Source organism: Ideonella azotifigens, from assembly GCF_021043325.1.
Lineage (GTDB): Bacteria > Pseudomonadota > Gammaproteobacteria > Burkholderiales > Burkholderiaceae_C > Ideonella > Ideonella azotifigens.
Genome location: NZ_JAJNKD010000053.1, coordinates 1 through 1,123 on the forward strand (window position 1 = coordinate 1; position 1,123 = coordinate 1,123).

A 1,123-nucleotide genomic window follows, 5' to 3' on the forward strand; every position below is an offset into this window, starting at 1 on the left:
ATCGGTGGAAGCCTGGTCGAGCCACCGGGCGGTGTCGGCGTTGCCGGCAGTGGTGTCGTAGTCATAGACAGTGTCGGCGCCATCGCCGCGGGCGAAGACAAAGGTGTCGTTGCCTGCGCCGCCGTCGATGGCGTCATTGCCCAGACCGCCGATGAGCGTGTCGGCGTCAGTGCCGCCGCTGAGGGAGTCGTTGCCGTCGCCACCGTCGAGCGAGTCGGTGCCGGCGTTGCCGACCAGCGAGTCGGTGCCATTGCCACCGTAGATCGAGTCGGCCAAAGAACCGCCGGTGAGGGTGTCATTGCCATCCAGGCCGTAGATGCGGTTGGTGCCGTCGGTGTAGCCGGTGATGCTGTTGTTGGCGGCATCGCCGACGGTGATGACGCGGGACTTGATGGCGGCGGTGTCCCAGGTGACGCCGTCGGCGAACTGGAACTGCTCGACGAGGTAGCTCGTGCCTGAGAAGTAGTTGGTGACGGTGAGGGCGTCGCCGCTGGCGAAGGTCAGGACGAGGTTGCTGCCCCGGCGCTCCAGGCTGGAGACATCGGTGGAAGCCTGGTCGAGCCACCGGGCGGTGTCGGCGTTGCCGGCAGTGGTGTCGTAGTCATAGACAGTGTCGGAGCCATCGCCGCGGGAGAAGACGAAGGTGTCGTTGCCTGCGCCGCCGTCGATGCTGTCGTTACCCTTGCCGCCTTGAACTGAGTCGTTGCCGGCCAGCGCACTGATGGTGTCATCGCTGCCGCCATAGACAAGCGCGTCGTTGCCTGTTGTGGCGCCGCCTGCTCGCGCTGCGATGTCTGAAATGCTCCAAGTCGTCCCATCAGCAAAGCGAATGCTGTTCACCGCGTAGGCCGCGTTGGTGTTGAACTGGTTCTGAACGCGAATTTGATCGGCCGAACCCTTGAGCGATACCACCAGCGTGGTGCCTTCCCGAGTCAAGGCTACATCGTCCGCACCAATGCCTGGGCCGAGCTTCAGGATGTCGTTCTTGTCTGCGGAAGTGTCGTAGCTGTCGACTGTGTCTTTGCCCGATCCAAGTCCGAAGGCAAAGGTGTCGGAGCCAGCGCCGCCGCTGAGGGCGTCATCGCCGATGCCGCCGTCGAGCGTGTCGTTGCCGTTGCCGCCA

1 protein-coding gene is annotated in these 1,123 nt (G+C 64.4%); it reads right to left on the minus strand.

The window, feature by feature from the left end:
• Positions 1-1,123 (minus strand): calcium-binding protein (locus tag LRH25_RS32575; RefSeq protein WP_310742460.1); only part of this gene is annotated, 1,123 nt, incomplete at both ends.